This window comes from Algisphaera agarilytica, assembly GCF_014207595.1.
GTDB classification, from domain to species: Bacteria; Planctomycetota; Phycisphaerae; order Phycisphaerales; family Phycisphaeraceae; genus Algisphaera; species Algisphaera agarilytica.
In genome coordinates this window covers 2,895,346-2,919,037 of the sequence record NZ_JACHGY010000001.1, presented here as the reverse complement: position 1 = coordinate 2,919,037, position 23,692 = coordinate 2,895,346, and the positions used below count along the sequence as shown (strand labels likewise).

Annotated in this window: 19 protein-coding genes; 8 read left to right on the top strand and 11 right to left on the bottom strand. The window is 63.6% G+C overall.

The window, feature by feature from the left end:
* Nucleotides 1-33: 33 nt before the first annotated feature.
* Nucleotides 34-1,716 (bottom strand): NAD+ synthase, encoded by a 1,683-nt coding sequence (locus HNQ40_RS12560; protein WP_184678172.1) that lies wholly within the window; start codon nucleotides 1,714-1,716, stop codon nucleotides 34-36.
* Nucleotides 1,717-1,876: 160 nt separating this feature from the next.
* On the opposite strand from HNQ40_RS12560, the gene HNQ40_RS12555 reads away from it, so the two are divergent.
* From HNQ40_RS12555 to mnmC, 5 genes are all read left to right on the top strand, one after another.
* Nucleotides 1,877-2,851: a tetratricopeptide repeat protein gene (locus HNQ40_RS12555; protein ID WP_184678171.1), complete on the top strand. Its 975-nt coding sequence runs from the start codon at nucleotides 1,877-1,879 to the stop codon at nucleotides 2,849-2,851.
* Nucleotides 2,852-2,884: 33 nt separating this feature from the next.
* Nucleotides 2,885-4,066 carry a class I SAM-dependent methyltransferase gene (locus tag HNQ40_RS18640; RefSeq protein WP_184678170.1) on the top strand — a complete coding sequence of 394 codons (1,182 nt, stop codon included), beginning with the start codon at nucleotides 2,885-2,887 and terminating at the stop codon, nucleotides 4,064-4,066.
* Nucleotides 4,067-4,300: 234 nt separating this feature from the next.
* Nucleotides 4,301-5,233 (top strand): hypothetical protein, encoded by a 933-nt coding sequence (locus HNQ40_RS12545; protein WP_184678169.1) that lies wholly within the window; start codon nucleotides 4,301-4,303, stop codon nucleotides 5,231-5,233.
* A 4-nt stretch (nucleotides 5,234-5,237) separates the two neighbouring features.
* Nucleotides 5,238-5,639, top strand: a complete 402-nt coding sequence (locus HNQ40_RS12540) for a DUF805 domain-containing protein (RefSeq protein ID WP_184678168.1) — start codon at nucleotides 5,238-5,240, stop codon at nucleotides 5,637-5,639.
* A 36-nt stretch (nucleotides 5,640-5,675) separates the two neighbouring features.
* The gene (gene mnmC / locus HNQ40_RS12535; protein ID WP_184678167.1) at nucleotides 5,676-7,565 is read left to right on the top strand and encodes an FAD-dependent 5-carboxymethylaminomethyl-2-thiouridine(34) oxidoreductase MnmC; all 1,890 of its coding nucleotides are present in this window, start codon (nucleotides 5,676-5,678) and stop codon (nucleotides 7,563-7,565) included.
* 55 nt (nucleotides 7,566-7,620) lie between these two features.
* Here mnmC and HNQ40_RS12530 read toward each other — a convergent pair whose 3' ends face one another.
* The 4 genes from HNQ40_RS12530 to HNQ40_RS12515 form a co-directional block, all read right to left on the bottom strand.
* A complete protein-coding gene (locus HNQ40_RS12530; protein ID WP_184678166.1) occupies nucleotides 7,621-8,241 on the bottom strand; it encodes a hypothetical protein in 621 nt (206 codons plus the stop codon).
* Nucleotides 8,242-8,425: 184 nt separating this feature from the next.
* A complete protein-coding gene (locus HNQ40_RS12525; protein WP_184678165.1) occupies nucleotides 8,426-9,139 on the bottom strand; it encodes an MBL fold metallo-hydrolase in 714 nt (237 codons plus the stop codon).
* A gap of 887 nt (nucleotides 9,140-10,026) precedes the next feature.
* Nucleotides 10,027-10,707: a hypothetical protein gene (locus HNQ40_RS12520; RefSeq protein ID WP_184678164.1), complete on the bottom strand. Its 681-nt coding sequence runs from the start codon at nucleotides 10,705-10,707 to the stop codon at nucleotides 10,027-10,029.
* 38 nt (nucleotides 10,708-10,745) lie between these two features.
* On the bottom strand, nucleotides 10,746-14,252 hold the full coding sequence (locus HNQ40_RS12515) for a beta-ketoacyl-ACP synthase 3 (RefSeq protein WP_184678163.1): 3,507 nt from the start codon (nucleotides 14,250-14,252) through the stop codon (nucleotides 10,746-10,748).
* A gap of 357 nt (nucleotides 14,253-14,609) precedes the next feature.
* Between HNQ40_RS12515 and HNQ40_RS12510 the strand changes: the two genes are divergently transcribed.
* Nucleotides 14,610-15,875, top strand: a complete 1,266-nt coding sequence (locus HNQ40_RS12510; RefSeq protein WP_184678162.1) for a beta-ketoacyl synthase N-terminal-like domain-containing protein — start codon at nucleotides 14,610-14,612, stop codon at nucleotides 15,873-15,875.
* Between the two features lie 145 nt (nucleotides 15,876-16,020).
* Here HNQ40_RS12510 and HNQ40_RS12505 read toward each other — a convergent pair whose 3' ends face one another.
* Together HNQ40_RS12505 and HNQ40_RS12500 are read right to left on the bottom strand one after the other, a co-directional pair.
* Nucleotides 16,021-16,638 carry a zinc ribbon domain-containing protein gene (locus HNQ40_RS12505; RefSeq protein ID WP_184678161.1) on the bottom strand — a complete coding sequence of 206 codons (618 nt, stop codon included), beginning with the start codon at nucleotides 16,636-16,638 and terminating at the stop codon, nucleotides 16,021-16,023.
* Nucleotides 16,639-16,759: 121 nt separating this feature from the next.
* Nucleotides 16,760-17,380, bottom strand: a complete 621-nt coding sequence (locus tag HNQ40_RS12500) for a class I SAM-dependent methyltransferase (protein ID WP_184678160.1) — start codon at nucleotides 17,378-17,380, stop codon at nucleotides 16,760-16,762.
* A gap of 182 nt (nucleotides 17,381-17,562) precedes the next feature.
* Between HNQ40_RS12500 and tmk the strand changes: the two genes are divergently transcribed.
* Both tmk and HNQ40_RS12490 read left to right on the top strand, forming a co-directional pair.
* Entirely contained in the window at nucleotides 17,563-18,246 is a 684-nt protein-coding gene (gene tmk, locus HNQ40_RS12495) for a dTMP kinase (RefSeq protein WP_184678159.1), read from the top strand.
* A gap of 189 nt (nucleotides 18,247-18,435) precedes the next feature.
* Nucleotides 18,436-18,687 (top strand): hypothetical protein, encoded by a 252-nt coding sequence (locus HNQ40_RS12490; protein WP_184678158.1) that lies wholly within the window; start codon nucleotides 18,436-18,438, stop codon nucleotides 18,685-18,687.
* A gap of 223 nt (nucleotides 18,688-18,910) precedes the next feature.
* Here HNQ40_RS12490 and pstB read toward each other — a convergent pair whose 3' ends face one another.
* The 4 genes from pstB to HNQ40_RS12470 form a co-directional block, all read right to left on the bottom strand.
* Nucleotides 18,911-19,765: a phosphate ABC transporter ATP-binding protein PstB gene (pstB, locus tag HNQ40_RS12485; protein ID WP_221435521.1), complete on the bottom strand. Its 855-nt coding sequence runs from the start codon at nucleotides 19,763-19,765 to the stop codon at nucleotides 18,911-18,913.
* Between the two features lie 155 nt (nucleotides 19,766-19,920).
* Nucleotides 19,921-21,384, bottom strand: coding sequence for a PstA family ABC transporter permease (locus HNQ40_RS18115; RefSeq protein WP_221435520.1), 1,464 nt, complete (start codon nucleotides 21,382-21,384; stop codon nucleotides 19,921-19,923).
* A gap of 6 nt (nucleotides 21,385-21,390) precedes the next feature.
* Nucleotides 21,391-22,449 (bottom strand): phosphate ABC transporter permease subunit PstC, encoded by a 1,059-nt coding sequence (gene pstC, locus HNQ40_RS12475; protein ID WP_184678156.1) that lies wholly within the window; start codon nucleotides 22,447-22,449, stop codon nucleotides 21,391-21,393.
* A gap of 171 nt (nucleotides 22,450-22,620) precedes the next feature.
* Nucleotides 22,621-23,604, bottom strand: a complete 984-nt coding sequence (locus tag HNQ40_RS12470; RefSeq protein ID WP_184678155.1) for a PstS family phosphate ABC transporter substrate-binding protein — start codon at nucleotides 23,602-23,604, stop codon at nucleotides 22,621-22,623.
* Between the last annotated feature and the right edge of the window lie 88 nt (nucleotides 23,605-23,692).

Sequence of the window (23,692 nt, the reverse complement as noted above, 5' to 3'; positions counted from 1 at the left end):
TGAAACGCATCGACATTTTACATGATTTAAATATTAAAGCACACCATTGCGGTTGTCGTACCGCTGGGCGATCGGCATCCGGCGACCGAAGCCAAACGCCCGGCTGGTGATCTTCAGGCCCGGGGCCGCTTGCTTGCGTTTGTACTCGTTCAGGTCGATCAATCGCACGATCCGCAGGACCAGCTCGGTGTCGTACCCCGTGTCTTCGATGATCCGCTTGGCTGAGTGCTCGCGTTCGACGTATCGCTCGATGATGTTGTCCAGCACGTCGTACGGCGGCAGCGAGTCCGAGTCCTTCTGATCCGGCCGCAGCTCCGCGGACGGCGGCTTGGTGATCGTGTTGACGGGGATGACCTCGCCATTGAGTTCACGTTGTAGAGGGCAAGCGTCGGTGTTCATCCACTCGGCGAGCTCGAAGACCATCGTCTTGGGCACGTCGCTGAGCACGCTGAACCCGCCGTTCATGTCGCCGTAGAGCGTACAGTAGCCCACCGCGACCTCGCTCTTGTTGCCGGTGGTCAGAAGCAAACTGGCGAACTTGTTGCTCATCGCCATGAGCACGACGCCACGCAGACGCGCCTGGATGTTCTCTTCGGTCACGTCCGGCTCGCGCCCCGCGAACACGTCGGCGAGCATGCTCTCCACCGCGGTGTGGGCCGACTCGATTGGGATCACGTCGAACTGGATCCCCAGGTTTTCTGCGAGCTTCCGCGCATCGTCCACCGAGCCGCCCGACGAGTACCGGCTGGGCATGCCCACGCCGCGCACGTTCTCGCTGCCCAGCGCCGCGACCGCAACCGCCGCGGTCACCGCCGAGTCGATCCCGCCGGACAAGCCGAGCACGATCCGCTTGAATCCGCACTTGCGGCAGTAGTCCCGCAGCCCGAGGACGAGCGCTTCGTAGGCCTCGGCCAAGACCGGAAGCGGCGGACGCTCGATGGGAGCCGCCGACTCCAAGTCCACCACCACCAGGTCTTCCTCAAAGGCCTTGCCGTGCGCGATCAGGTTCCCTTGGCCGTCGAACACACACGACCGGCCGTCGAAGACCAACTCGTCGTTACCACCGACCTGGTTGCAGTACACCAGCGGCAGGCCGTGCTTCTTGGCGACGTGCGACATGAGCTTCTTGCGGAACGCGTGCTTGCGCACCACGAACGGCGAGGCCGAGCAGTTCACAAACAGCTGCGCCCCCAAGGCCGCCAACTCGTCGATCGGGTTGTCGTGGTACAGCCGACGGCTGAACATGTCGCGCTCGTTCCACAGGTCTTCGCACACGCTGATGCCGAGCTTCACCCCGTCGATCTCCGTGAGGTCGACCTCCGGCCCCGGCTCGAAGTAGCGGTGCTCATCAAACACGTCGTAAGTCGGCAGCAGACTCTTGATGTGGCGATGCACGATCTTCCCGTCCGCACACACCGCCGCAGCGTTGTACAGAGCCCGCCCCTGCTCGGCCGAATCCGACGGGCAGGGGTAGCCGACCACCGCGGTGATCCCGACACACTCGGCCGATAACGCTTCGATCGCCTCCACGCACTGCTCGATCACCGCCGGCTTGAGCAGCAGGTCCTTGGGGGGATACCCGATAATCGCAAGCTCCGGGAAAACCACCAGTTCGGCGCCTTTTTCGCGTGCCGCACGGATATCGCGGGTGATGAGTAGAGCGTTACCGGCGATATCTCCTACCGTCGGATTGATTTGTGCTAGAGCGATCTTCATAAGTCACCGATTGTAAGTCACGTCCCCCTTCCCGGCAGGCCGAGAATAAGGGGTAAGCTCCGGGCGGCACAAACCCGGACCTGTCCGTTGACCCAACCCACGGCGTCGCCTACCGTGTCGCCAGAACAGGGCCTGAAACTCAGATACGATGGAACCCGGAATGACACCCAGCCTTCGGCCAACCTTGCTCCTCGCGCTTACGCTGCTCGTCACCGGCTGCGGCACCTTCGGCCCTACCCCCAAACAGAAGCAGGTCGACAAACACCTCGCCGACGCCCGCGAGTTCCGCGAGCAGGGCCTGGACGACTCCTCGCTCGCCGCCCTGTCCCTCGCCCTCGAAGTCAACCCCAAGCTGACCGAGGCCCATATGGGTATGGGTGAGATCTTCCGTGAACGCGGCGACTACAACCTGGCCCTGGACAGCTACGAGGCCGCCGTCGCCATCGAGCCCAACAACTTCAAGGCCCACTACTACCTGGGCCTGACCAACCAGCTCACCGGCGACGCCGAGCAGGCCGTCCAGACCTACCTCAAGGCCCTGGCCATCTCCCCGCAGGACTTCCTGGCCAACCGCGACATCGCCTCGGCCTACCTCCAGCTCGGCGAACCGCAGAAGGCCCTGCCTTACGCCCGCCTCGCCACCAAGGTCAACCCCGAGTCGCAGCCCGCCTGGTCCAACCTCGCCGCGACCTACTCGCTGATGGGCGAGTACGAAAAAGCCATCGACGCCTACCGCACCGCCAACGAGCTCGGCGAACTCGCCGACCCCGTGCTGCTGGGCCTGGCCGACGCCCACATCCGACTGGGCAACTACCCCCGCGCGATCAACACGCTCAACTCGCTGATCCTCTCCAGCCCGTCGTCCACCGCGCACGAACGCTTGGGCTACGCCCTGTTCAAGATGCGTCGTTTCGAGGACGCGCTCGACCAGTACGAGAACGCGTTGCAGTTCGACACCGAAGACATCGCCGCGCTCAACGGCGCGGGCGCGTGTTACATGACGCTGTACATCGAAGGCGAGCGTGAAAACCGCTTCCAGTCCGAGCGTGCGAAAGAGTGCTGGCGTCGCAGCGTGCAGCTCTACCCCGACCAGCCGCGCATCGTCGACCTGCTCTCGCGCTACAGCCGGATCTGATCCGACCCCCGTGTTCACCATCACACCCTTCACGTGACCGAATACCCTCTCGCAACCTGGCAGGCCGTGGCCGATCAGGACGAGCTGTTGCAACGCGCTGCGGAAACCGATCCCGTCGATGTCGCTTCGGTCAGCCGTCTACGCAAGCACTACTCAGCCCACGAAGTCGGCATCGCGCTCGAACTCGTTCAGGCCCGCAAGAAAGCCGCCGCCAAGTTCCCCGACCACGCCGACCAACTGCTGGCGGACGTCTCGGGGATCGAGCAGGCCAGCTCGCTGCATTCAGCCAGACATAAAGCCCAACGCATCGCTGGTGCAGGCGTCTCGCACGTCATCGATCTGTGTTGCGGCATCGGTGGGGATGCGATGGGCTTTACCGCCGAGGGCCTCGGCGTCACCGCGATCGACCGCGACCCGGTCCGCGCGTGGATGGCCCAGGAAAACGCGGGTGGTGGTTCACGGGTAATCGATGCCGAGTCGCTGCTGGATTCGGAAGTTCTCGCCGACACCGCGTTGCACCTCGACCCCGCACGTCGCACCGGTGCGGGCCGGGTGTTCCGCTTCGCCGACTATCAACCCGACCCCGCCACCATCGCCGCGCTGCTGGGCCGGTACCCCGACGCGGCGGTAAAGCTCAGCCCCGCCGTGAACCCGGCGGAACTGGACGAGCACCTGCCCGACGCCGCGCCCTCGGGCGAGATCGAATTCATCAGCGAGGTCGGCCGCCTCGTCCAAGCCGTGCTCTGGACTGGGCGTCTGGCCCACGACACCAGCCGCACCGCGACTCTGCTCACCTCCGACCAAACCCACACGCTCACCGGCGAACCCGACGAACCCGCGTTCGGCTTCGCACAGCGTTACCTGTTCACCGTCGATTCCGCGGTTGAACGTGCCGGGCTGATGCACCTTCTGGGCCTGCCCGCGATCCACCCGCGTCTGGGCCTGCTGACCGCCGACCACCCCGTGGACAGCCCCTGGCTGACGGGCTTCGAGCTGCTGGCCGAGCTCCCCTACTCCGCCAAGAACCCCAAGAAGATCAAGGCCTGGCTGGACGATCACGACGCGGGCCTCGTCGAGATCAAGACCCGCGGCAAGGCCGTCGACCCCGACCCGCTGCAACGCGCCCTGCGCGGCACGGGCTCCACGCCTTACACCCTATTTGTCCTGCGCTTCGACCAGAAGCTCGCCTGCCTGATCTGCCGTCGCTTGGCCTGACCAACCCCTTACGCTGACTTACACAGCCCCGCGTAGGTCAGGCATGCTTGCCTGACGCAACGTCCCACAATCCATTCGTCAGGCAGGCATGCCTGACTTACCGCCACTCGCGTGTTTTGAGAGAATCCGGACAATCCCGCATAAGCCCGCACCCTCCGGAGAATTCGCTATAGTCTCGATCTGTCTCATACGACCACGCCCCGGGGCGTGGTGATTCCGCCTAGGGTTTCCGCAATGCAATCACCTATCTGGGTCCGCGGCCGTGTTCCGAACGGCTACTGGAACAAACGCGCCAACCGCATGAACTACATGGTGTGGCTCCGCCGAAAGCTGCGCTTCAACAAGCGCACCGATTGGTACCGCCTCAACCGCCAGCACTTCCTCGACCACTACGGCGGCGGCCTCCTCGCCACCATCTACCACCACTCGCCCTACGAAGCCCTACGCGACTACGCGCCCAATTCCACCTGGCTGCCCTGGCTCATGAACAAGGTGCCCCAGGGCTATTGGAAGAACCCAAAAAACCGCCGGGCGTACATGACCTGGCTGGGCAAGCAGCTGAAGTTCAAGAAGAACACCGATTGGTACCGCCTGTCCAAAAGCGATTTCAATCGCTTCGGCGGCGAGGGCCTTCTGGCCAACTACTACCGCAACTCACCCATCCACGCCCTGCGCGAATTCAAGCCCAGCGTGAACTGGCAGGAGTGGCGCTTCGCCGAGGCGCCGCAGCGCTTCTGGCATGACCCCGAAAACCGCCAGCGCTACATGCATTGGCTGGGCAAACAACTCAAGTACCGGACGCCCGAGGACTGGTGCGACATCACCCGGCGGGACTTCCAGCAACACCACGGCAGCGCGTTGCTCCAGGCGGGTTGGTCCCCCATCGAACTCATACGCGAAACCTTCCCCGAGTACGACTGGCACGAGTGGCACTTCGTCCGCGTGCCCAACGGGTTCTGGAACAAGCCGCGCAACCGCAACGCCTATTTCCACTGGCTGGGCGAGAGCTACTGCGGGTTCAATTCGGCCGACGACTGGCAGACCCTGACCCGCGCCGACGTCCGCGACACCGGCGGCGGATCGCTGCTGGGCGTGTACTACCAGAACTCGATGAAGAAGTTCCGCACCGCAGCGATGCGAAGCGTGCTAAGAACAAATCGCAACTGATATCATGAACGCCATGGTTGAATTCTTCCTGCTTGCATTGCTTGCTGCGGTCATCGGCCTTGTTTTCGCAACGATTTTCCGCAAAGCGGGCTACTCCCCTTGGTGGGGTGCGCTCATGTTTGTGCCCGTGGTCAACCTGATCTGGCTCATTTACTTTGCCACGAGCGACTGGCCCATTCTCCGTGAACTCGTATTCCGCCGGATGGACCTGGGCGATGCAAGTGCCGAGGACAACCGCACTTTGATTAGAGCCGCGTATGCGTTGGAACAGCAAAAAAGATGGGAAGAAGCCGTCCGCGTCTACACCGCAATCGCAGAGCACCCCGAACTGGCCAGCGCCGAGTACGCCGCGAACTGTGCCCAGCGATTGAAAGAACGCATCGCCTTGCATCAAGGTGATGCGTGAATACGCCAAGCTTCAAACCCCTCCACCCGATTACCGTTGCCCATCCAACCCGCCCAAATCAAGTTCGATGATCAAGGCAACGCCTACAGCGAGGCGTTCGACGATATCTACTTCAACCCCAACAACGCTGCGGGCAAGACCAATCACCTGTTTCACCGTGCGACACGCTTCGATGAAAAACTGAGCCAACTCGATCCGGGGGCAGCGCTCGTCGTAGGCGAGTTGGGGTTCGGGCTGGGGCTGAACTTTCTGGGTACGTGGGCCAAATTCAAACAGCTCGCCCCGGCGGGCAGTCGACTGCATTACGTCGGGCTCGACGTAGCGCCGCCCAGCCACGAGCAGCTTGAGCAAGCCCTGTCGCGTTTTGTCGAATGGTCGCAAGAGGTGCGGCAGCTTCTCGAAGAGTGGCCGGGGCGAGTGGCGGGTGTTCACCGACTCCGCCTCGACCGCTGCGACCTGACGCTGCACCTGGGTGACATCGAAGCGATGCTGCCCGGAGTGGAGGCCCGGGCGGACGCGTGGTTTCTCGACGGCTTTGCGCCCGAGAAGAACCCCGCGATGTGGTCCACGCAGGTCGCCCAGCAACTCATCACCCGCACCCAGCCCGGCGGCACGGTGGGAAGTTTCACCGCAGCCGGCCACGTGCGACGCGCGCTGGCCGACGCGGGCTTCGAGGTCGAGCGCCTCCCCGGCGACCCGTTCAAACGCCACATCCTCGCGGCACAAAAACCCGTGACAGACGACACGCAACACGAAGGCGCCAAGCCTTCCCGTCGCATCGCGGTGGTGGGTGCGGGCTGGGCGGGGTTAAGCGTAGCGCAGGAGCTGCATCGCCGCGGGCACGAGGTCGTGCTTCTCGATGCCAGCCGTCCGGGGGCGGGCGCTTCGGGCAATCAACAGGCGATCTGTGCCCCCGTGCTCGACGCCGCGCCTTCGGCACGGCAGGACTACTATCGCTCCGCCTTCGTCCTCGCCTCGCGCCAATCCAGCCGATGTGGCGTGCTGCGCAAACCCGACACGCAGAAAGACGCCGCGGCTCTGCAGCAAGCCGCGGAAGTCTTCGGCGACCTCGACGGCCGATTCGCTTGGCAAGACAGCCCCGAGCCGGGCCTCTGGATGCCGCAAGCGGGCGTTGCAACGTTCTGGGATTTTGCCGAACTGGTACTGGCCGATCTTCCCGAGAGCGCGTGTCGTTGGCCGTTTGTTGTCGAAGAGCTCAGCCGTGCCGGGGATGGTTGGTGTTTGCGATCCACGGCCGACGAAACGATCCAAGCCGACGCGGTGGTCCTCGCTTGCGCGGCAGCGACCCGTCGGTTCGCGCCCACCGCTAACTGGCCGCTGCAAGTCATCCGCGGCCAGGCCAGCGAGGTCACCGCCACGCCCGAAAGCTCCGCCCGGGAGCACGCCGACGTGGGCGAGGCGTACCTCTGCCCCGCGCTTAACGGCATACACAGCGTCGGAGCCACGTTCGATCCGGGCGACACCGATCTTTCTGTCCGCCCAGATGACCACAACGACAACCGCCGACGCGCACTCCTCACCGACCCCGACTGGGCCAACGCCATGGATTGGGACAAGCCCACTGCACGCGTCGGTTTGCGTTGCAACACGCCCGACTACCTGCCGATGATCGGCCCCGTGCCCCACCTGTTGCGTTGCCGGGAGTACGCCGCATCATTGCCCGCCCACACCGCACCGGCGAATGCGGACTGGCCGACGCTGCCCGGGCTCTACGCCGTCACCGCGTTGGGTTCGCACGGCGTGATCTCCTCGGCCCTTGCCGCCTCGATCATCGCCGACACCCTCGACGGCACCCCGATGCCCTGCTCATCGCCCGCCGCCCTGGCGGTACACCCCGCGCGGTACCTCACGCGTGCCGCCAAACGACGCCAGCCGCCCGCCTACCCCAACGTGTCGGCCCCATAGAAAAAACCCGGCACAAGGCCGGGCTTTGGGGAGTGGAATAGCTGAATATCGCCGCTCAACCGTGCGTACGGAACGCCCGGCGCCAGCACGCGAACAGCGTCGCAAACATCCACACAAACGTCAGCGCGTAGATCCCGGGGATCGCGTACATCAGCAGGAAATAGGTGAAGTACGTCAACTCATCGGGGTTGACCGACCACAGCCGTTCGAGCGCGATGCTGCCCATCACCAAGCTGTACGCCACGCTGAGCACCACGATCAGCCCGAACATGCCCGGCTCGGTGTTCTTGCCCCGCAGCTCATCAACCCAGTGCTCCCAGCCTTCGCCGGTGGTCTCGATGCGGTCATAGATGTACGTGCCCGCACGCATCATCGAAGCCTGCTCGGAAAAGTACAGAACGACCAGCAACAGCAACACCAACGGCGAAACAAACAGCGTCAGAGGGATCGTCGACTCATCGGTCAACGCGAAGTACGTCAGGATCGGCACCCCCACGAGCCCGACGACGATCAGACGCGTCAGTCGACTCTTGACCTGCAGGATCTCATTGCGGAGCGTGTCGAAATAATGCAAACGCAGCTCCGGGTCCATCGGCCCATCGGGCTTGGCCGCAACGACGGGTGCAGCGGGTTCGGCAGGCGCTTCGGCCTCGGTGGTTTCGGCAACATCCGACATAGGAGAGTCTCCAGAATTGAAAAAAGAAATGAAGTGAACCATCATCGGCTTGAATGCCCATGATGCCTCCGAGTGTAACACAAGGATGTGTAATCCCGAACACTGAAACAGTTCCACCTCACCGAACTCTCGATGGCTTCGTTGTTTCGACATGTGGAACAAAGTTCCAATCCATCGAAACCGTCTACACCTCGGCGAGCGCTTCGGCGAGGTGGCCGGTCCACGGCTTGCCGTGTCCGGGCAGCAGCGTGATCTCGCCGAGGTGGCGCAGCTTGTCGAGGGATCGACGTGATGTTTCGCCGTTGGCGTTCAGTGCTTCGTAGGCGAGTTGCGGGGTGACGGCTTTGCCGGAGAGCAGTTCGAGGGTGACGAGCGTATCTCCGCAGATCAGCGTGTTTCGATCGGGGAAGTGGAACGAGACCTGGCCGGGCGTGTGGCCGGGGGTATGGATGACGACCGGGCGACCGGGGACGTCGAGGGTTTGGCCGTCGGCAAAGGTCTTGGCTTCGGTGATGCGGGGGAGGTTGAACACGCCGTTGAGCGCCCCGTGCAGCAGCATGCCGAACAAGTGCGGGTGCCACGATCGGCTGACCAGCGCGAACCACGGCAGCTGCCCCCGGCGGAGCGCCATGCCGTGGTCGTCTTCGTGGACCCAGACGGGAGCCTGGGCTTCCTTCCGCAGCCGCTCGGCAAAGCCGGTGTGGTCCGCGTGGGCGTGGGTCAGCAGGATCGCCTCGACGTCCGCCACCGATCGGCCCATCGCCTCGAGCCCGTCGAGCAACGCCCGGTAGTGCCGAGGCCAACCGCAATCGACCACGGTCAGTCGGCCGTGCGCTTCGACGACGTACCAATTGAAGTCGCCGGTCTGGAATTGATGGATGCCCGAAGCCACTTGCATACGTCGAGCTTAGCCGAATCGCTGCGCGACGTTTTTACCCACACACAAAACTCGCAACGGGTGATGCGTAGGTCAGGTCTTCGACCTGACATTCCCACAAGTCCTCGATCCACGCGTCAGGTCGAAGACCTGACCTACAAGGCGACCCACGTTGCGAAGCAACGTCGCTACCTCAGAAAAACGTTCGGCTCGCAGCCCAAGCCCCTAAGCCCCAATACCCAAGCCCCTAATTTCCAAAGAGCGAACGCTCGGCCCAACCCCGCCACACGCATCGGCCCGTGTCGCGCGGTTCACTTCAAGCCAACGTCCTCGACCCGCGTGTTGAGGGCGGCCGCGCGATTACGCCACGGTCCATCGTGTCTGTTGTCGGCAAGGTGACTCACCGACGAACGCCGAAACCCCCACGCTTCAAAACGCGAGCCCGGCCCTCCCCGCGCATCTCACGAGACGGTCCTTGCCTATCACCGTCCCGCCGCCGCGGGGTGCCGAAAAAACCTCTCCTCCAAAAAGGGGGGCCATGTCACGAACGTGCGCACAAACGTGCCCCCGGATTCTGCAAACCGATGCGGAGTCGTTGGATAAGCCGCGAAAATTTTTTTGATTGAAGCGGCTCAGGCGCGACCTGCTGTGCGCAGGGCAGAGTCGTTGTGGCCGGAAGCCAAGCACTGTAGGTCAGGCATGCCTGCCTGACACCGAGCCACAGAAACCTCACGTCAGGCAAGCATGCCTGACCTACAAAACCGACCGTGGTGGGTGGCCGGGGCAGAGCAACGCGATGCCCCGGAATCTCTATACGCTCGGATTGCACGAGCACTCGTTCCGGGGCATGCTGCCCCGACCACCCGCCCCCTTTTCTGCTCAGGGGTAGAGCCCAGTTGAACCCCCCATCACTCAACCTTCTTCATTGAGTTTATCTGCTCACGGGTAAGCTTTACACCATTCGTTCGGGTGCGGGCTCTACCCTTCCCCCTAGAGTTTTTTGTGTGCCCAACTACACGTGTGCCGTCCTTTTTTATGTAAGGAGCAACAATCATGTCACCAAGATTCGTACTAATCACCGGTCCATCAAACCAAGGCATTCCACCAGCCCGTGCAGCCTGTTCTATTACCAAAGACTCAAAATGATCAGCAAGCCGCCACCCTCTAGCTTCAAAATAACGGTAGTAATTGCCGTTAAACAAAACAAAATCGCGTCCTAATCCCCTCGCCTTCTCACATAATAATTTAAACTCATCTATTCCTATATCATTCGCAGCAACCAACGCGGATTTTCTTGAGACACCTCTTTCAGGTATTGCTTGAGATAAATCACTCGGCTCCAATCTCGAGGTAATCAATTCAGTGTCTACGCTGCCCCTAACTCTGGAAAGAAACGAATCAAATTCAGACTTAGCATCATCTACCGCCAATGGTTTAACACCGGCTATCGCACAAGCCTCAAGATACTCTTCCCAATGTTCTTCACGATGACTTGCCGCTCTAGCAAGTATGAAATGCATCTCGTCATCAGTTGCAATTATCTCTGCCTTTTTCGCAACTTCACGAGTTTTTGATTTATTTCTTGCCATATGCTTGTTTAAAGGCAGACATTTTTAGCAGTTTCACGTCAAACGATCTCAAGGATCGCGGCGCCGAAAGTGAAGCCGCCGCCGAAGGCGCAGACGCCGACGATGTTGCCGGGTTCGAATTTTTCGGTGGACTTGGCGATGGAGATGGGGATCGACGAGGAGCTGGTGTTGCCGTGGACGTCGATGAGGTTGATGATTTTTTCTTTGGGGATCTTCAGGCGGATGCGGGCGGCTTCGAGGATGCGGGCGTTGGCCTGGTGGGGGACGAGCCAGTCGAGGTCTTCGAGGGCGGCGCCGGAGCGTTCGAAGGCCTGGTTGGTCATCTTGGTCATGGCGCGGACGGCTTCGGTGAAGACGCGTTTGCCCTGCATGGTGATGTGGCCGCGGCCCTCGAAGCCGACGGTGATGGCGTGGGCGGGGTCGGCCTTACCGGCGAGGACGGGTTGGCTGAGCATCATGGACCCGGCGGGGATGTCGAAGTCTTCGTCCTTGGCGGGGCCGCTCCCGGGGGCGACGGCGCCGCGGGCGACGGTGGCGGTGGCGGCGTCGCCGAAGAGGATGGCGGTGCCGAAGTCGTCGGGGTTGACCACGCGGGAGAGGCACTCGGTGGTGACGACGAGGACGGCGGAGTCGGGGTTGTGCTGGATGGTGTTGTGGGCGGCGTCGAGGGCGTAGAGCCAGCCGGAGCAGGCGGCGTTGACGTCGTAGACCATGAGCTCGGCGTCGCCGGTGGGGTCGAGGGCGTTGAGCACCATGCAGGCCATGCTCGGGGTGTTGAGCGGCGGCGTGGTGGTGTGGCAGACGATGCCGGTGAGGTCGTGGACGGTAAGGCCCTCGGCGGCGAGCGCTTTCTGGGCGGCGTCGATGGCCATCGAGAGGGCGTTCTGCTTGTGGGAGCAGTAGGGACGCGACTCGATGCCGGTGCGTTTGATGATGTCGTCGCTGGTGTAGTCGGGGAAGCGGCGGATGAGGTCGGCGTTGGTGAGGCGGTCGGTGCCCTCGGCGTAGTGGACGGGCGAGAGGTAGACGCGGACCTGGCGGCCGCCGACGCGGACGGGGGCGACGCCGGGGGTTTTGTGGGTGGGTTCCATGCCGACTGAAGTCGGCACGCCGGTGGGGTCGGTGATTGTGGGGGTGCCGCGGTCTTCGCGGGCGGGGCGTTTGACGACGGGGGCCGAGAGCGGGTCGTCAAGGTCCGCATCAGCAGCGAGGGTGGGCTTCTCGAGCTTGAGCATCGGGGTGCCGACATCGACCTGTTCGCCTTCGGGCAGGAGGAGCTCGGCGACGACGGCGTCGTAGGGGGCGGAGTATTCGAAGATGGCTTTGTCGGCTTCGAGTTCGGCGATGACCTGGCCGTTGGTCACGGCTTCGCCGGGCTTGCACAGCCATTGGACGACGGTGACGGCCTGATCGGTGGGGGCGGAGCCTTGGGCTTCGATGGTTTCGATCTCGCCGCCGCCGACGGATGCTGCGGCTTCGGAGGTGGTGCCGAAATCGACGGTCAGGTCGAGTAATTCACAGGCGGCGGTGAGGGTGCGGCGGAAACTCGGGAGGATCTCGAGCTGGTTCTTGTAGTTCGTCGGGACGTAGGTGTCGGGGCGGGTGATGCGTTTGACTTTGAGGTCCATGCGGGCTGCAGCCCGCATGCCGGGGTCGGCGTTGGAGACGTCTTCGGTGACAGCGGCGACGATCTCGGCGCCGAAGCCGACGGTGAGGTTGTCTTCGTGGACGACGAGGAGGCGGCCGGTCTTCGCGGCGGAGGCGGCGATGCCCGGGCGGTCCCACGGGTCGATGCTGCGCAGGTCGAACAGGTCGACGGTGCGGGAGGTTTGCTTGGTGATCTCGGCGGCGACGTCGCGGACGATGGGCATCGTGCTGCCCCAGCCGACGAGGGTGAGGTCGTCGCCCTGGGTTTCGAGGCGGGCCTTGCCGAGGGGGACGAGCTGCTTGTCGACGTCGGGCGAGGTGGCCAGGGCGCGGTCGTTAAGACACACCTTCGGGTAGAGAAAGATGGTGGGACGCTTGGATTCGAAGGCGGCGTTGAGCAGGCCCGCGGCGTCGCCGGCGGTGGAGGGCATGACGACGTCGACGCCGGGGATGTGGGCGAGCATCGACTCGTAGGTGTTGGCGTGGAACGGGCCGAGGCCGGGGCGGTAGGCGCCGCAGGTGACCATGAGGATCACGGGGCATTCGAACTCGCCGCCGGAGCGCCAGTAGATGCTGCCGAGCTCGCTGATGATCTGGCTGATGCCGTTGGGCAGGAAGTCGGCGAACTGGATGAAGCCGACGGGGCGTCCGCCGGCCATGGCTCGGCCGATCGCGCCGCCGATGATGGTGGACTCGGTGAGCGCGGTGTTTTGGACGCGGCCGGGGAAGGCGGTGGACAAGCCGCGGGTGACGCCGAAGACGTCGCCCTTGGGGTCTTCGATGTCTTCGCCGAGGAGGACGACGTTGTCGTCGGTGTCGAGGCGGTGGCGGAGAGTTTCGCGCATCGCCTCGATCATCATGAGGCTGTCCGAGCCGTTGCTCTTGGCGTTAGATTCACCGCGGTATTCATCCGCGTCGCGCTGGAGCTTGGCGGGCAGCTCACGGCTGACGGTGTAGGTCGTCTCGGGGTCGCCCACGCGGCGGGACAGCTCGCTGACGTGGCGGATTTCTTTTTCGAGCTCGGCGTCGATCGCGTCGAGCTTCGCCTCGTCGAATCCGCGCTCGATCATCGACCGGCGGAAATTCGCCAATGGATCGGAGGTGTTCTTGAGTTCTTCGATGGTCTCGGCGGCGCGATAGACACGGTGGTCGTCGGCATTCGTGTGACTCGACAAACGATCTACACGGACGATGGCGATGGCGGGGCCGCGGCTGTTGCGGACGTGGTCGACGAGGGCGCCCATGCGGGGCATCTCGGGCATGACATCGCGGCCATCAAAGCGGTGGATGGGCAGGCCGTAGAACTCGTCGGCGGGGCCTTCGGGGCGGTCGAAGAAGGTTTGCTGATGGGTGGGCGTGGAGATCGCGTAGCCGTTGTCCATGATGTAGAACAACACGGGCAGGTGGCGGCGGACGGCGTCGGCGATGGCTTCATAGACCTCGCCCTGCTGGGTGGTGCCGTCGCCCATGCCGCAGAGGACCACGGGATTCGAATCGTTCTTGCCGAGCTTGCGCTGCTCTTCGAGGTGCGCGGCGATGCCCACGGCCTGGGTGCAGTTGTTCGCCACGGGCACGACGGTGCTGGGCATGTTCAGTTTGCGGCTGGCCTGGAAGCCGACCATCTGACGGCCCGAGCTGTAGTTGTCAGCGTTGCACAGCGCGGCATCGAACACGGCTTTGGGCGGGATGCCGCGGGCGATCCACAAGGCCTGGTCGCGGTAGTGGGTGTGGATCCAGTCGTCGGGGGTGAGGAAGGCGTTCCACGCGGCGACCGACTCGTGTCCGGTCGTGGGCAGGTGGAAGAACGAGTCGCCGCCCGAGGCGAGCTCGGCCTCGATGGCGTTGGTCGTGCGCGCGGTGCGCATCGCCCGGTAGGTGGCCAGCAGTTGGTCGTCCATGACCGAAGATCCTCCGTCACGCGAGGCGGACGAAACACCCCCGGAAGCGCCTCCGGAAGCACCCCCGCCAGATGGCTCAACCGCCGAAGGGGCGGGACTCATGCGTTTGGTGGGGCTCAGTTCGTCAGATGCGGACATCCATACACTTTCATCAGACAGACGGCGGGCTGGAACGATTCCATAAGCCGTCGTTTTCAACCCCTACTTTACCGGGCCACACCCCCCTAGGCCACTTTTCAGGCCGGCCCCGGGCCCCTACCCTATCCCACCCCCGCCCCGCCCCCGGGCGTCCCTCGGGCCACCCGGTCCCCTAGACTTGCCCCGCCCCCGACGCCCGCTGCCCGAACCCCACCCGTTATGACCGCCGAACCGCCCCCTGCCACCCCCCGCATCGTCGTCGCCGGCGTCGGGCTCATCACGCCGCTGGGGCAGTCCGCGTGGGAAACGTTTGCCGCCCTGCTCAAGGGCCAGCGGATCACCGACCGCGTCGATCGGCTGGAATTCGACACCGAGCCGCTCCCGCTCGCCCAGGCCCTGGGCGGCGTCAGCATCGCCCGGCACACCGCGACCGACCCCACGGTCGAACTCGCCGAGCGGGCTGCGCGGGAGGCGTGTACCGAGGCGCAGCGGCCACTCACCGGGATGCCGACGTGGCTGGGCACGAGCAAGGGGGCTGTCGCCGCGATGTCCGACCTGCACGGCCGCGTCAACGACCTGGGCGACAAGGAACTGCCCAACCGCCTCATCGAGGCCGTCACCCTCGGCCCCCACGGCTACCTCACCCACCACCTGACCCAACGCACCGGCGTCGAGGTCCACAGGCACACCGTCGCCGCCTGCGCCAGCAGCCTCACCGCCCTGCACCAGGCGAAGTGCTGGCTGCAACACCCGAAATCCAAAATCCAAAATCCGAAATCCGACACCGCCCTCGTCGTCACGTCCGAAGCCGCCCTGCTGCCCGCCTTCGTCCACAGCTACCGCCGGCTCGGCGTCCTCGCCCCGATGACGCTCGACGACTACCGCCAGGCCCCGCTCGACGAATCACGGCAGGGCTTTGTGCTCTCGGAAGTCGGTGCTGCGGTGCTGCTCAAACGCCTGAGCCCGGGTGAGCCCGTGCCCGCCGGGGCGATCGAGCTGGTCGATACCGCCATCGCCACCGAGGCGGGCGACCTCATCCGTCCAAGTCAGAGCATGGAAGCGCTCGGCGTCGTCGCCCAGCAACTGCTCGGCCACCGCCCCATCGCCGTCCTGCACCCCCACGCCCCCGGCACCGCCGAGCACGACCCCACCGAACTCCGCGTGCTCGCGGATGTGCTACGTCAACGGCAACACCACTTCCACGAAGAACACGTCTCCGGCGTCGGCCCCAGCGCCGTCTACGCCAACAAGGGCGCACTGGGCCACAGCCTCGGCAGCGCGGGCCTGGTGTCGTTCGTCCTCGCCTACCTGTGTGCCCGCACCGGCAAGCTCCCGCCGATGCCCTGGCTCCAAAACCCGATGCCGCATTCGCCTCTGCCGATCAGCTCAACGCCTACGCTCAGCGACCCCAAGGGTGCCCACGGCATCTTCGCCGCCGGCTTTGGCGGACACGTCGCCGGGGCGGTGATTCAACGAAACACTTGAACCCACAAGTCGTTTCTGTAGGTCAGGTCTTCGACCTGACGCCGCACTCGAAACCGTGGCGCGTCAGGTCGAAGACCTGACCTACAAAAAAAACCATCCACGCTCGGTGGATGGTTCAATGGTTAGATAGCTTTTGCGTTGAAGGTCACCGCGCCATCTGCGCCGCGCCCTGCAGCCGACGCCGAGGCCGGCTCTCGCCGCTCCACGTGCGCTTCGGGATGCGCTTGCCACATTTGGGGCAGAAGTGGGAGGCCTGCGAGATATCGTTGGAGCACTTGGCACACAGCCCACGCTCGATCCGATACAGGCGGACGCCCGAGGTCGAGACCCAGATGATTCCGGTGATCAGCGCGAACGCCACCATCGCCCAGAACGGAACCACCACCCGGCGAACCGCCCACTGGATCTGGTCCGCGGGGATCACGCCCGCCACCGCGGGGGCTTCCTGGCCGGCGATGTTCACCTGACGGTCGATGCCGAAGCCCAGCCCGTGGTCGGTGCAGCGTTCATCGAGCAGTTCGAGTTCCGTGGGTGCCTTCTCGTTGACGCGCCAGTCGAAGATGAACGGCGAGCCGTCGCCCTGTTGCCCCAGCGTCAGGAAGCCCAGCCGGCCGCGGTCCGTCGTCGCCACGGTCACGCTGCCCGTTCCCAGGCGGATCACCGCCTGCTCGGACACGTTGAAGCTGCGGTACCACAGAAACGACGTGGCCAGGAGCATCACGCCCAACACCGAGGTCACGGTCCAAAAAATCACTTTTCGCATGGCTAAGCCCTCAACCATCTCTCACCTCCCGCGCTGAATCGGGTTTCGTTTCAAATTGTCGCAGCAACGCCTGCGTGGCGTCGCCGCCCCCTCTCGCCTCCCCAAGCCTTCTCCGCCTCGTTTACCTGGCGTTTCGACGCATCAAAATCGTCGCGTCGTGGCCGTGGGGGAAGTAGTCCTGCCGGAGCTGGACGTTGGGGGTTTGTTGCAAGGCCCAGTCCAGCAGCTGCATCGTCGGCAGCCGGTTGGCGGGGTACTCCTGCGGCGGGGCGTCCGGGCCGGCCCGATCCGAGAGGAAGTTGAAAATCAACGCCTCGGAGCAGCCCGCCCACGCCCCCTCAAGCACCCGGAGCGCGGTGTCCGCGTCCATCGTGTTGAGCGATCCAGAAATAGTAACAATCTGAGGCGAATCCGTCGCCATGAGTTTCGCGTTTTTGACGAAATCCCCTACCAAAAAATGGCTGTCGGGCAGCCCACGGCCCTGCGCAAACTCAATCACCTCCGGCACACCGTCAAGTCCGATAAACCGGCCGTACTCCACCCCCCGCTCGAGCATAAACGCCGCGAAATCCCCCCGGCTGCACCCCGCGTCCAGCACCACCTTCCCGCTCATGTACACCATCTGGCAGAACACATCGAAACGCAGCCGCTGCGTCTCGGGGCGGGCCCACATGGTGACATCAAACTCGGTGCCGTGTTCTTTCTGGGCATCGAGATAGGGCTGGAGGTAGGCGTCGGTCATGAACGCATATTAGCCGTAAGGATTTCGGATTGGAGATTTCGGATTTCGGACATCCGGTTCACACCGCCCAACGCGCGCCGCTTGCGGCTTAGCGAAGGCCTTTCACAGCGTCGTGTTGAACAAACCAGCGCCCCGAAACTCAATCCGAAATCCCAAATCCAAAATCCGATATCCTCACGCCCATGCCCTCCCCCTCCGACTGGCTCCAGAACCTCCGCGGCCGCTTCATCGTGTTCGACGGGCCGGACGGCAGCGGGAAATCGACGCAGTTCCGCCGGCTGGTGGAGGCGGTCGAAGCCCAGGGCGTCAACGTCTGCGAAGTCCGCGAGCCCGGCGGGACCCACATCGGCGAAGAGATCCGCAAAGTCCTCCTGGACCCCGAGGTCAAGGAAGATGTGGACGTCCGCTGCGAGATGCTGCTGTTCATGGCCAGCCGGGCCCAGTTGATCTCCCAGAAGATCAGCCCCGCACTCGCGGCCGACCACCTCGTCCTCGCCGACCGGTTCATCAGCTCCACCCTCGCCTACCAGGGCACCGCCGGCGGCATGCCCATCGCCGACATCCTGAAGGTCGGCCAAGTCGCGCTCGGCCAGCACTGGCCGGACTTGGTGGTCGTATTCGATGTGGACGAAGAGACCGCCGCCGCCCGGATCAACCCCCTGCTGCGGGAGCGGGAATTCAACGCCGACAAAGACCGCATGGAGGCCAAGGGCGCCGCCTTCCACCGCCGGGTCCGCCAGGGCTACCTGGATCAGGCGGCAGGCGATCCTGACCGCTACCTCGTGATTAACGCCGCTCAGAACCCCGAGGCGGTGTTCCACGACCTCATCCAGGGCCTGGAGGGCCGATTCCCGAACAAGCCGTGACCGATTGGGTTGGATACCCCATGAAAATTAACACGGTTAATAATCTGCTCCCGCTACACTAATGGCTCGTTCACGCAACGAACACCTTCCGAGAGGGTAGCCCGGCATGGAAGCCGCGACTCAGCCAAACCGCTCATTCGAATCGCTTCCATTTGTAGTTTCGCCGCCGCTTACCAAGTGAACCACCACATGATCGGCCAACTGACTTTCTGGATGTCCGCCAAGCGACACACCGTCACGCTTAACGACCAACTCCAATGGGAATGTGACGACCCCGAAATCACCGAATACCTCAACGAAACGTTCCCGATCCATCCGGACGTGAGCCTTTCCAGTCTCGCCATCGGCCGACACGCGCTGTACCGCGCCGCCGAACGGCTCAACGGCCGCGTTCAGGTCTCGACTCGGCGACACCCCCCCGCCGCCGCCGGCCCCGCCTAAGCCCCACCCCCGCATCTTTCGACCACGCACGCTAACCGTTTTGTGGTTGGCGAAACAGTCCCGCGCTTGATGCGCCGCGAAACACACAGCACCAGCCGTCACTCGCGGGACGCTCCGCGTCACCCGCTGAACGTATCGTTGCATCGCAAAAGAAAAACCCGCAGACGACTTGTATCGCCTGCGGGTCGAGTTTGTTTCTAATGAAAACGATTGTTCTACGGCATCAACCGAAGCGGCCGGTGATGTAGTTTTCGGTGCGTTCGTTTTCGGGGTTGGTGAACACCTTGCGGGTGTCGCCGAACTCGATGAGGTTGCCCTCGAACATGAACGCGGTGAAGTCGCTGGCGCGGGCGGCCTGCTGCATGTTGTGCGTCACGATGGCGATGGTGTAGTGCTTCTTGAGCTCGTCCATCAGGTCTTCGATCGCGACGGTGGACTTGGGGTCCAGAGCCGAGCAGGGCTCGTCCATCAGCAGGATCTCGGGTTGGGCGGCGATCGCCCGGGCGATGCACAGACGCTGCTGCTGACCACCCGACAAACCCAGAGCCGACTGCTTCAGACGGTCTTTGACTTCGTTCCACAGCGCTGCGCCCTTGAGCGAGCTCTCGACCAGATCGTCGGTCTCGGACTTGCTGAGCTTCAGGTGGAGCCGCGGGCCGAAGGCGATGTTGTCGTAGATCGATTTGGGGAACGGGTTGGGCTTCTGGAAGACCATGCCGATCTTGCGGCGGAGGGTCACGACGTCGGTGCCCTTGGCCAGCAGGTTCTCGCCGTGCAGGTCGATGGTGCCCTCGGCCCGAGCGCCGGCGATCAGGTCGTTCATCCGGTTGATCCAACGCAGGAACGTGGACTTGCCGCAGCCCGACGGGCCGATGAACGCGGTGACGCGGTTCTTGGCGATGTCCATGTCGATGTTGTGCACCGCGTGGAAGTCGCCGTACCAGCAGTTGAAGTTCTTGATCTGAACCAGCGCTTCCGATGCGGAATCGGCGGGCGCGGTGGCATCGGCTTCACGCAGGGCCGCGGTCGGCGGTGGCGGAGCGGCCAGATCGGACTGGGGTTGAACAGAGTCAGTCATACGAGTCATCTTAATGTACCCCTTCGCCGGTTCAGCGGGAGTGATGCATTTCTAACACTTGGGCCCTTATTGGACTCCTGGAAATCGCCTTCCAGGCTTCCCCGTTTGCCCAGCCCGCCACCAACCGGGGCGAGCGGGACGATCGCAACGAGCGATCAGTTGGCTTGTTGGAACTTCTGGCGGATAAACACCGCGACGGCGTTGAAGGTGAACAGCACCGCGAGCAGCACGATAATGCCCGCCGCGGCCGCGTCGCGGAACGACTTGTCGGGCTCCGACGTCCAGTTGTAGATTTCCAGGGGCAGGGCCGCGAAGGCCGCCATCAGGTGGTCGGGGCCGGCCTGCAGGCCGACGTAGCCGATGAGCAGGATCGGGGCCGCTTCGCCGATGGCGCGGGACAGGGCGAGGATCGCCCCGGTACAGATGCCCGGGATCGCCGAGGGCAGCACCACCTTCTCAATCGCCTGCCACTTCGTGCCGCCCAGGGCCAGCACACCCGAACGCATTTCTTGGGAGACCGCACGGATCGCTTCCTGCGAGGAGACGATGATCACCGGGAGGATGACCAGCATCAGCGTCAGGCCGCCGGCGAGCATGCCCTTGCCGAACGGGATCTGCATGTAGTACCACTTCTTGACGTCTTTGGGCAGCGGCTCGGTGCCCTCGATGATCAGACCCCGCAGGCCCGCGGCGTCGAATTCTTTTTCCAGCAGCTTGTCGTACAACACCCGGCGGGACTGGATCTGCTGCACCGCGTCCTGGCCGTTCATCGCCAGGAGCTGGGTGGCCGCAGTTTCTTTCATGACTTCGTAGTCGGCCTTGAGGTCGTCCTTCAGCGGGGTCAGCATCGCTGCGGCGATCTCGCCGGCGCTGGTCTCATCGACCTGGAACGCCCCATCGACCGTCGCGGCACGCAGGGCACGCTTCATCGAGCGGTTGATCTTGCGGAGACGGCCGTCGGCCTCGCTGCGGATGCCTTCGAGGTCGCCGGCTTCGACCACCTTCACCTCTGCGGGCGGGCCACCGGCCCGGGCTTCGCGGAGCGAGCCGTAAATCACCGCATCCATAGTCAACGTCGCGGGGGTCAGCTCGGCGCCTTCAGACGACTCGACGTAGAAGCTCTGTCCGCCGGCCCCGGGGTATTCGAGGTAGAACTCCTGGCCGATGTCGAGCCAGGGCTCGTTAAGGTTCTCACTGCTGAACATGATCACGAAGACCGAGAAGCCCAGGATGCCGTAGACGATCGACGGGACACCGGCGAGGTTGGTGATGTTGCTCTGAACAAAGCCGTGGAGCATCTTGGGGAGCTTGGCCTTGGGGCGGTACTCTTCGAGCAGGATCGCCGAGGCCACGCCCAGCGGGATGGCGCTGAGGGCGCAGATCGCCAAGATCGAGATCGAGCCCATGAGCGCCGGGCCGATACCGGTCTTGGCCGAGTTGCTGGACATCGGGTTGGTGATGAACTCGGGGCTCAGCCGGGGGAAGCCGCGGGCACAGATCGAGATAAGCAGCGTGGCTAGCACGATCAACGCGATCCCCGCCGCGGTCATAGCGACCACTTGGAAGAGCGTGTTTTTGATTTGCCGCGCTTTGCGGCTGGAGGATTGGTACTCAGGCATCGTGGACTACTCGTATTGCTGACGGAATCGTTTGCGGATGTAAGCACCCACGATCGTGATGATGAGTGTGATCAGGAACAGGGTCATGCCCACGGCGTAGACCGATTGGTACTCAACCGTGCCGGTGGCCAGGTCGCCGAAGAACACCGACACCATGTAACCGGTCATGGTCTGGGTCGGTTCGTTGACGGCGAAGATCTTGCCCAGGCCCGCTGCGAGGTCCGGCGGGTTCAGGCCGGCGGCGATGGCGACGATCATGGTCTCGCCCACCGCCCGGGCGAACGCCAGGAGGCAGGCCGCGACGATGCCGGACAACGCCGCGGGGAACACGACCTTGACCGAGGTTTCGAAGCGTGAAGCGCCCAGGCCGTACGAGCCCTCACGCAGGGCCCGGGGCACGGCCCGCAGGGCGTCTTCGGAGAGCGAAGTCACGATCGGGATACACATAATGCCCACGGTCAGGCCCGCGGCCAGCACGTTGAAGATCTGGATGTTCAGCGGATTGGCTTTGTTGGGGTCGGGGTTGCCGGCGATGCCCGCGAAGTCGAGCTGCAGCAGCGGCGTGACAAAGGTCAGGGCGAAGTAGCCGAACACCACCGTCGGGACGCCCGCGATGATTTCGATCAGGGGCTTGATCACCGAGCGGACTTTGGGAGAGGCGAACTCACTCAGCCAGATCGCGACCATCAGCCCGACGGGGATGGCGATGCACATCGCCACGATGGTGACCTGGAAGGTGCCGGTGATCAGCGGCCAGATGCCGAACTCTTTGTCGCTACCCTGGAGCGGGTTCCACTCGAGGCCGGTGAGGAACTCGGAGATGGTGACGTTGGCTTCACGGCCCTGGACGTCCTGGATGCCGCCGCCGAAGAAGCCTGCGGCCTGCTGGGCGAGGATGAAGACGATCAGCACGGTGATGCTGATCGTGATCGCGCCGCAGAGGACCAGAAGGCTGACAATGAAGCGCTCTTTGATATCCCGGAGAACGGTCGAACGCGGCCGGCCGGGGGTCTTGCTGGTGGCGATCGCCTTCAGCCCGTCTCCGGTGGTGATACTTGCGGTCATGGGGGGGGCCGAGGGTTGGGTGTTGTGGCGGGTCAGTTGCCGGGGCCGTACGCCGGTATCGGGCGGCGGCAGCGGCGGAACGATCCAGTTTTAAATGCGGGGCGGCACCGTTAAGCACCGCCCCGTTTTGGTTTCAATCAAGGGCCTGGAAGCCCGAGCGTGCCGGACAGTTTACTCGCCCAGCAGGTCCTTGAGGGTACCCTTCTTGGGGTTCAGTTCGGCATCGTAGAAGATCGAGCCGGTGACCTTGTCTTCGAGACGATCGAACATCGAGTCGTAGACCCATTCGGGGAGGCGGACGTAGCCGACTGCTTCCGCGGCGGTGGGGGCCACGTCGATGGTAAACTCAGCCAGGGCAGCCACTTCGGGCTTCTTCAGGCTTTCCACGTTCCAGTAGATGAACAGCGGGCGGCTGAAGGGGTTGTAGTTGCCCGACTCGATCGCTTCGGAGCTGGGTGCGACGAATTCGCCAGCCTTGTTTTGGATGGCGACGGCGTTGACCTTGTCCTTGTTCTCGGCGTAGTAGGCGTAGCCCAGGAAGCCGATGGCACCGACGTTGTCGGCCACACCCGAGACGGTCAGGTTGTCGTTTTCACCGACGGAGGTACCGCGGAGTTCGCCTTCCTTACCGACGACCTTTTCCTGGAAGTAGGAGAAGGTACCCGAGGTTTCAGCGGGAATGTAGAGCTTCAGTTCGGTGTTGGGGAAGCTGGGGTCGACGTCGGCCCAGGTCTTGGCGGTCGAGTTGGCGTCGAAGATGGTCTTGAGGTGATCGACGGTGAGCTCGGAAGCCCAGGTGTTGGACTTGTTGATCACGATCGACAGGCCGTCGTAGGCAACGAGCATCTCGATGAATTCGATGTTGTTTTCGGCAGCGGCCTTGATTTCCTTGGCCTTGATCAGTCGCGAAGCGTTCGAGGCGTCGGTGTTACCGGCGACGAACTGCTTGAAGCCGCCGCCCGAGCCGATCTTCTGGATGTTTACGCTGACCTGGGGGTAGGTCTCAGTGAATTGCTCGCCGACGAAGGTCGAGATGGGGTACACGGTGGACGAGCCCGCCACTTCGACCGAGCCGGTGATTTCGGCGGTCGCGGGGGAGCTCAGAGCGATGCCAGCAGCGGCACCAAGGGCGGTCAGGGTCGAGGTCAGTTTCATAGCAGGTCTCTCCAAAGCGTCTTTACAGGGGAGTGAAGGGTGGGACGCATCGTGCGACCCGTTGGATGTGCGGAAAGTAAGTTGGCAT